11 protein-coding genes and 1 pseudogene are annotated in these 6,642 nt (G+C 51.5%); 10 read left to right on the forward strand and 2 right to left on the reverse strand.

From position 1 onward, the window contains the following. Positions 1-145 precede the first annotated feature (145 nt). The gene (locus FT726_RS15405) at positions 146-679 is read right to left on the reverse strand and encodes a YmfL family putative regulatory protein (protein ID WP_346303026.1); all 534 of its coding nucleotides are present in this window, start codon (positions 677-679) and stop codon (positions 146-148) included. A 19-nt stretch (positions 680-698) separates the two neighbouring features. Continuing rightward, positions 699-902: a Cro/CI family transcriptional regulator gene (locus tag FT726_RS15410; protein WP_262257792.1), complete on the reverse strand. Its 204-nt coding sequence runs from the start codon at positions 900-902 to the stop codon at positions 699-701. A 54-nt stretch (positions 903-956) separates the two neighbouring features. Between FT726_RS15410 and FT726_RS15415 the strand changes: the two genes are divergently transcribed. The 10 genes and pseudogenes from FT726_RS15415 to FT726_RS15460 all read left to right on the forward strand — a co-directional run bounded on the left by FT726_RS15415 (position 957) and on the right by FT726_RS15460 (position 6,378). Continuing rightward, on the forward strand, positions 957-1,655 hold the full coding sequence (locus tag FT726_RS15415) for a S24 family peptidase (protein ID WP_346303027.1): 699 nt from the start codon (positions 957-959) through the stop codon (positions 1,653-1,655). A 177-nt stretch (positions 1,656-1,832) separates the two neighbouring features. Continuing rightward, entirely contained in the window at positions 1,833-1,988 is a 156-nt protein-coding gene (locus FT726_RS15420) for a hypothetical protein (RefSeq protein WP_170264776.1), read from the forward strand. Positions 1,989-2,699: 711 nt separating this feature from the next. Next, a complete protein-coding gene (locus FT726_RS15425) occupies positions 2,700-2,861 on the forward strand; it encodes a DUF1317 family protein (protein WP_346303028.1) in 162 nt (53 codons plus the stop codon). Between the two features lie 10 nt (positions 2,862-2,871). Further along, entirely contained in the window at positions 2,872-3,336 is a 465-nt protein-coding gene (locus tag FT726_RS15430) for a hypothetical protein (protein ID WP_346303029.1), read from the forward strand. Beyond that, complete coding sequence (locus FT726_RS15435; RefSeq protein WP_346303033.1) at positions 3,336-4,241, forward strand: phosphoadenosine phosphosulfate reductase family protein; 906 nt, start codon at positions 3,336-3,338, stop codon at positions 4,239-4,241. Before FT726_RS15430 ends, FT726_RS15435 begins: the two co-directional genes overlap by 1 nt. Further along, positions 4,234-4,797 carry a morphogenetic protein gene (locus FT726_RS15440; RefSeq protein ID WP_346303030.1) on the forward strand — a complete coding sequence of 188 codons (564 nt, stop codon included), beginning with the start codon at positions 4,234-4,236 and terminating at the stop codon, positions 4,795-4,797. Before FT726_RS15435 ends, FT726_RS15440 begins: the two co-directional genes overlap by 8 nt. After that, positions 4,797-5,159: a DUF5448 family protein gene (locus FT726_RS15445; protein ID WP_346303031.1), complete on the forward strand. Its 363-nt coding sequence runs from the start codon at positions 4,797-4,799 to the stop codon at positions 5,157-5,159. The genes FT726_RS15440 and FT726_RS15445 overlap by 1 nt, the downstream gene beginning before the upstream one ends. Beyond that, positions 5,152-5,496 (forward strand): hypothetical protein, encoded by a 345-nt coding sequence (locus tag FT726_RS15450; protein WP_346303032.1) that lies wholly within the window; start codon positions 5,152-5,154, stop codon positions 5,494-5,496. The genes FT726_RS15445 and FT726_RS15450 overlap by 8 nt, the downstream gene beginning before the upstream one ends. Positions 5,497-5,515: 19 nt before the next feature. Further along, positions 5,516-6,079: pseudogene (locus tag FT726_RS15455) on the forward strand (3'-5' exonuclease). Positions 6,080-6,117: 38 nt separating this feature from the next. After that, entirely contained in the window at positions 6,118-6,378 is a 261-nt protein-coding gene (locus FT726_RS15460; protein ID WP_238561903.1) for a pyocin activator PrtN family protein, read from the forward strand. Positions 6,379-6,642: the final 264 nt, after the last annotated feature.

A 6,642-nucleotide genomic window follows, 5' to 3' on the forward strand; every position in this document is an offset into this window, starting at 1 on the left:
AGCCGATAAACGGCAACGGAATTGCTCTCGATACAAGTTTTGTCTTAAACTGCTCATGTAGGTTGAATCTCCACACGCTGATTTAACTGCACCCGACGCCCGAAGCTGCACACTTCGGGCGTCACCCTTTACGGGGCCTGACGCCTCACATCTCTGTCGCTTCAAGCTGAACACCAGCCACCTCCGCTTTTCGGTTAGCCATGAACAAATCCACCGAGTGATCAGATACACCAGCGCCATAGAGCGCGAGAAAACCGAGAAAGCCGTGAATCTGATGGCGCACTTTGGTCTGAAACAGGCGCGACAGCGTCTTCAGCTCTTTCTTGTCGATCACCCCGTCCTCCGCCGCCATCTGTTTCGCGATCGCCAGCTCTCCAGCTGCTGCATTGGCGCGCATCTCAATGTCGAACAGCTCAACCTTATCAACGTCACTCACAGCTGAGACGTCCACCAGCGTTAAGCCGTGGCGATTTGCGAAAAATTCTGCCAGGAACGATGTGCCGGAGATTTCTTCCATCCGCATCAGATCATCAACTGTGAAAAACAGGCTGTTGCATTTGCGGTGCAGTCGGTTATTGAACTGGTCAATCGTCATGCCCAGCGCGGCCGCCATACCATTCCGCCCCTGTGGTAATGACTTACACATCTGCCTAACGGCTTCGTTTAATGTGGCTACCATTATGATTTCCTTTGGGTAGTTACTTTTTGCTTTCCGGCTCTGTAGCCTTGTTGTAAAGCGAAGGCTCAAACTTAAGCTTCCGGTTTGTGATCTTCTCAATCTGGTATGCGCGGCCTTCGGGTATTACCTCTGGCCAACCAGATACGGATGGGTGCTTGATGCCCAAAACATCTGCTGTTTTGCATACACCTCCAAAATACTTGATTACGTCTTGCTTCCTCATGTGAGCAATTCCTCTGATGGGTTGGCGTGCCATGCAATGTAGGATATCCAACATATGAATGTCAAGATTCTTACCTGCGATTTTGGTAGGATTGCCTACATGATGAATATGGGTGAACGCATCCGCGCCAAGCGGAAAGAATTGAAACTGACACAGCAGGCACTTGCAGAATTGGCAGGTGTTAATCGTGTGACCGTTACTGGCTGGGAGAAGGATGATTACCAGCCTAACGGAGCAAACTTGCAGGCTTTGGCTGATGCCCTGAAATGCGATCCAACATGGTTGGTTAGTGGTAAAGGTGAACCATCCACTCCCCCTGAGCTTAAAGCAGTATCAGTCAGCGTCAGGCAAGTGCCCCTGATATCATGGGTTCAGGCTGGTTCATGGACTGCAACTGATTCAGTAATGTCCGGCGACGAACCTATTACTTGGCTATACACCACTGCTACAGTCTCTGAAAAAGCATTTGCGCTTAGGGTCCGTGGCGACTCAATGACTAACCCATCAGGAAAACCAACAATCCCCGAAGATTCGATCGTCATTGTCGAACCAGAAATGAGCGACATTGCATCAGTAAACGGCAAAATCGTTGTCGCGCATGTTGACGGTGGCACCGAAGCCACGTTGAAGAAGTTTGTTGAAGATTATCCGCATCGTTATCTGGTACCTCTAAATCCAAACTATAAAACCATAGAGTGCGACGGTAATTGCCGAATAGTTGGTGTCGTGAAGCAAGTCATCATGGAGTTTTGATCCTCCCCCTCCAAATCAAGCCGGACTATATGTCCGGTTTTTTTTAACACATTATGTAGGGTTTCCTACAAACACACTTGACACTCATTTGTTGGTTATCCTACATTAAACCCAACAAAGCGAGCGCCAGCATAAATCGCTCTAACGAATAACCAGACATTTGGGCGTGAGTTAAGCATGAAGATGATTAAGCACATGGCCGACACCAGCATTCAGAACCTGATCACCTTCCTGCGTCTGTTTCCTGCTGCTGAGCTGATCTGTGATGCCGACTCCGGCGTGATGACGGTTGAACTCAATGATGCACCAGCACCATTCAGGGCGTCGTTTTAGTGGAGAGATTGGCGGCTACCTTTTCCCTCTGTTTCAGGTAAACCGCCCTTTTTCACAACGACAAGGGTATTTGCAAAGCGGGTGTTTTCGGACGCTTTAGAGACGTGGAGTAAGTGCCCTTTTCGTTGTGGTGAATGACGGATGATGACCGTCAAACGGTTGAGATTGATAAGCAGGCGAGACGTTCTAAGCGAGCATATGGACTGATCAAACGCGGAAGGTACGGGCGGCTACGATGAAAAACCACCGCGCCACTGAGCTGGATACGTTGTCACCAGCCACCACAACAAAGCCCAGACGATATCTGAGTGGCTTAAAAAACAGATGGGAGCCGGTGGAAGCCCGGCACACAACAGGTAAGAGCACTTTCGCCAAGCGGGGCTGAAAACCCAGAGAGTAAAGCCTTGAGGGGTCGCCTGGTTGAAGTTCAGAGTGCTCTGACCGTTGTGGTGATGGCGCCAAGTGCGAGCGCGGCAGAACCGGCATCCACATATTCCAATCGTGCGATGCTTCAAGTCTAAAGTCGCCGCTCTGGATGTTGCCCGTTCTGCCAGAGCTCCGGGAGGCACCCGGCATCACAACTTCTTTCCAGTGTGGAGAGCGCGGCTGTGGGTCAGTGCAGAGACCCACCAGCCATTTACGTTTAATCCCTTCGATTTATTGCCATTACCGGCAAGGGATTTCATCAACCTGAATTCGTGTGGAGACGATATGCAGAAGCCAAATGACAACATCACTGTCGAGATTGTCACCCTTCCCTACAGCGTAATTTTGGGCGGGTGGTTAATGCCTGATGGCACCGTGATTAAAAACCCAATCACCGCGCAGAACGCCGCTGAGCGCCTGAATAACGCGCCACGTTCAATCCACTGAGGCCACCAGCATGCTGAAGAAGTTATCAAATAAAGAGCTGGTCGCTGCAGGGCACAAGTTCGCAGCCAATATCAGCGCAGATACGCCGCTGATCGATATGGCGAAGATGGTCAGTGCGCTGGCCACCCAGCTCGATGCGGCGCTGGCAGCTGCTGCTGAAGCATGTAAGCAACGGGATCAGCTTGCGGCTGAAAACCCGATCAGCTGCAACATCATCGGTCGACTGATTGGGCAATACAGCGCAGCTGGTTACCACGCAGTGCAGAACTCAATTAACCCGGCTGAGTCTCTTCTTTACGACGCATTGCAGGCGCTAAAAACACCAGCCACTGACGCTTACCTGAACGCGGTGCGGGCGGAAGGTATTGAGGTGGCCGCTAATGATTTATTTGAAAAAACGACTGTTGGTCATCAAATGCTAATGGCATTCGCCGCCCAGCTCCGCGCCGGCAATGCTGGTAAGGATGGTGTGTGATGGCAGAGCCAATGGTTGTCAGCTTTTCCGGCGGGCAGTCATCCGCGTTCCTGTGTGACTTTCTTCTTCAGAACTACGCAGACGCTTTCGACTTCCACTTTGTGTTTGCAAATACCGGACGGGAACATGAAGAGACACTTATTTTTGCAGACAAGGTCGATAAGTTATTCGGACTTAATCTTGTCTGGCTTGAGGGTGTAACCAGTCCCGTACACGGCGTTGGAATGCAGCATCGCGTTGTTAACTTCGAAACAGCGTCGCGGAACGGTGAGCCATTCGAGCAACTCATCAGCGTTGAAGGCATACCGAATATCTCGCGGCAGAAATGCAGCGACTATCTCAAAACGCAGACTATCAGGTCATGGATGCGAGCTGTCGGCCTGGCTCGCCGCGGCTGGAGTGCAAAGACGGCGATCGGGATGCGTGCTGATGAGCCTCAGCGCGCGGATATGGAAAAGGACTCCACTAAACGCTACAACCTCGTTTATCCACTTTGCCACTGGGGATCATTCACAAAAGCAGACGTTAACGATTTCTGGGATGAGATGCCGTTTAAGCTCAACATACCGGCGCATTACGGAAACTGCCTGACCTGCTTTAAGAAGAGCAATGCAAAGCTGTTCCTCATCGCTCACGAGCATCCTGAGTGGTTTGCATGGAACCGCCAGATGGAAACGAAGCACGGCATGGTGAAGGCGCGGGAGGGTCATACGTGGTGGCGTGGGAAGCGTGATACTGACCAGCTAATCGCCGATGCACATCTTGAAGACAGGCAGCGGCTGATTTACCTCACCAAAACCAACCCAGACGACGGCGATGGCTGCACCTCTTCATGCGAGCCTTTCCAGAACGTTGCAGGTGAAGATGAATTTGAAGAGGAAGCCAAGGAGGCCAGCCATGACTGAGCGCGGGATGATTTTCAACGCAGAAATGGTTCGTGCAGTTCTGGATGGCCGCAAGACGCAGACGCGCCGCGCAGTTAAATTTCCTATCCGCGATAAAGATTTTGGTTGTGAGTTATCTGGTAACGAGTTGGTAGGCGAAGTCTTCGCAGGTAATTACCGGAATTGCCCGTTCGGTGCAGTAGGTGATCGCCTGTGGGTGCGTGAGACGTTTGCGACCGGATTATGCACAGCTACAACTATCGCCTATTGCGCAACCCACAAGCCGGAAGATTTAGACGAAGGTTGGTATGAACGTATTAAGTGGACGCCATCCATCCACATGCCGCGCTGGGCTTCACGCATAACGCTGGAGATTACCGGCGTTCGTGTGGAGCGGCTGAATGACATTAGCGAAGACGATGCGAAGGCTGAAGGTGCGCCAACTGAGTGTTGCGTTATCGGTGATAAGCATTTCCTCGGTTTCCGGAGTCTGTGGCGATCCATCTACGGCGCTGACAGCTGGCAGGCTAACCCGTGGGTGTGGGTCATTGAGTTTAAGCGCGTGGAGGTGAAGTGATGGATTACACGAAGCTGAATAAACATGAACTTGCCGACATGCGTAACGACATTGAAAGGGAGCAAAAACGCAGAGAGCAAGGTCCGAAAGTCATCACCTATCGCGTCACTTCATGCATGACTGAACATCGCCATTTCAAAGATATGCACTGTGCGTTGCTATGCCTCCGGGAAACGGTAGCGCTTGTGATAGATGAGTCTCTGGACGATGGCGGTGAATACATCAATAAATGTACGGGCATTGTAGGCGTGGTTTTTAGGGTCGAAGAGGTTCCTCAGGCTGACTTCGAAGCCTGGGAGAAAGCGAATTATTACGACGACAGCCTATACGAAGGCAGGCTTAGAGAATTGACCAATGCCTAAATCTCCGGCCGAACGCAAAGCAGCGCAGCGAGCCCGGCAGGCCGCTGCCGGTGCGACAAAGATTGAACTGGTGCTCGATGCACAGGAAGTAACGATGCTGGCGCAGAACTGCGCCGCTCGTCGCCCAGGGCGCGAACCCTACGACCTCAGCGAATACATCACCCTGCTCATCCGGAAAGATAACGCTGAGCTGCAGCAGTTAATCGCAGAGCTGGGAAAGCGTGACTGTGGCCGCTGTGGTGATCAGCTGCCAGTGCAGGATTGTCCCTGCAAAGGTGAAGCCGCCTGCTGGGTTAATGGCGGCTGGCATGAGACCAAACTGAATATTTTACCGTGACATGTCACGCGGGGATTTTATGAATAATTTAATGATCGACCTGGAAGGCTTCAGCCTGAAACCCGATGCGGCTATAGCCTCAATTGGCGCCGCATTCTTTGAGCCGCAGACCGGCATAATCGGCCAGTGCTTTTATACCGCTGTTGACCTCACCTCAGCGCAGCTGGCCGGCGTACGCATTGATGCTGATACCGTCATTTGGTGGATGAAACAGTCATCCTCTGCCCGCGCAGCCATCACAGGCGACGCAACGGATATCAGCCTGGCACTGTCCATGCTCAGCGAATTTATCATCGATGAGTGCCCCGCGAATCTGGTTCAGGTCTGGGGCAACGGAGCTAACTTCGATAACGTCATCCTGAGAACAGCATACGAACGCAGCAGCATTGAGTGCCCGTAGAAGTTCTTCAATGACCGTGACGTGCGCACGATCGTCGAGCTGGGCCGCGCTGTTGGTTTTGACCCGAAGAAAGACATGCCGTTTACCGGAGAAGTTCACAACGCACTGGATGATGCCATTCACCAGGCGAAATACGTGTCAGCAATCTGGCAGCGGCTTATCCCTGCCACCAGCAATATTTAACTTACGCCTGATGCAGCAGGCCAGCGTGGAGAATATGTATGAACACAATGTTTTTGTTAATGGCAGAGTATGAGACCGCAACCGTTCCGCTCAGCGATGTGTGTGAAAAATATTTTGGTATGAAAGCATCAACTGCTGAACGCAAGGCGGCGGAAAATAAATTACCAATCGCAACCTTTCGCACTGCTGACAGCCAGAAGGCACCCCGAATGGTGCATATTGCCGACTTAGCTGATTACATTGATCATCAGCGTAGAGCAAGCCAGGAACTCCATGCGGCGCTCTCCATTAGACAGTGATTCAAGGGCCCTTAGGGCCCTTTTCTTTTCTTAGAACTTTCGTTCATTTCCGTTGATATTCGCATTTCCCTGAGATATTTTTTTGATATTCGGGTCCCCATGAGGCCCCCATAAACACATAACTCATTGATTTATCAAAAAAGAACCCCAGCAAGGAACTGGGGTTTGGTACTTGCAAACATCACGTCAGGTTTTCGGCGTGCTGCGCGGCAAAATTGGTACGGGTCAGGCGACCCGGTCAACGCTCATCTGCATCATGCTCTT

Source organism: Pantoea sp. Morm, assembly GCF_016643525.1.
Classification (GTDB): domain Bacteria; phylum Pseudomonadota; class Gammaproteobacteria; order Enterobacterales; family Enterobacteriaceae; genus Pantoea; species Pantoea dispersa.